This window comes from Flavobacterium sp. FG139, assembly GCF_057809695.1.
Map to the genome: position 1 here is coordinate 1 of NZ_JBMDKL010000052.1, position 537 is coordinate 537.

1 protein-coding gene is annotated in these 537 nt (G+C 28.9%); it reads right to left on the bottom strand.

The window, feature by feature from the left end; translation table 11 throughout:
• Nucleotides 1–84: 84 nt before the first annotated feature.
• Complete coding sequence (locus ACODSI_RS15060; protein WP_488917673.1) at nucleotides 85–495, bottom strand: hypothetical protein; 411 nt, start codon at nucleotides 493–495, stop codon at nucleotides 85–87.
• Nucleotides 496–537 lie beyond the last annotated feature (42 nt).

Here is a 537-nt window from a genome sequence, read left to right on the forward strand (position 1 = left end):
AAAGAAAAAAGATAATCACTTTCGCATTCTGATAAATCCCAAGCCACGCCATTGGAGCAAACGGCTGTTGTGCGATCGCTTTTATTATTCTAAAGCTTTTTTCTTTTTATAGTTTTTAATTATCAAAAATATAGCGAAAGCAAATAATATAAATCCTGATGCAAATTCAAAATCATTAAACTCGTCTGGAAACATTAAATTTGAATAATTTTTGTTTGCCAACATTTTAACTTTTGTTTGACCCGAAACTAAGTGACAAAATTTAGTTCCAGCTCTTTCAACGTAAATTTTACCATTATATTCTAGTTTACAAAATCCTCCACGCGATGAAATGTTTTCACAATCTTCCGGTGCTTCAATAACATTTGCTGTAATTTCAATTCCGTTTCGATAAATATCATAGTCAATTAAGTTTCCCCAAATTACCATACAAGAAATGAACAGCATTACTATACCACCAAATAAGAGTAAATTACTATTAATGAAATTCTTCAAAGTTCAAAATTTAATGATATTGTTATATTTAGTTTGGTTTTT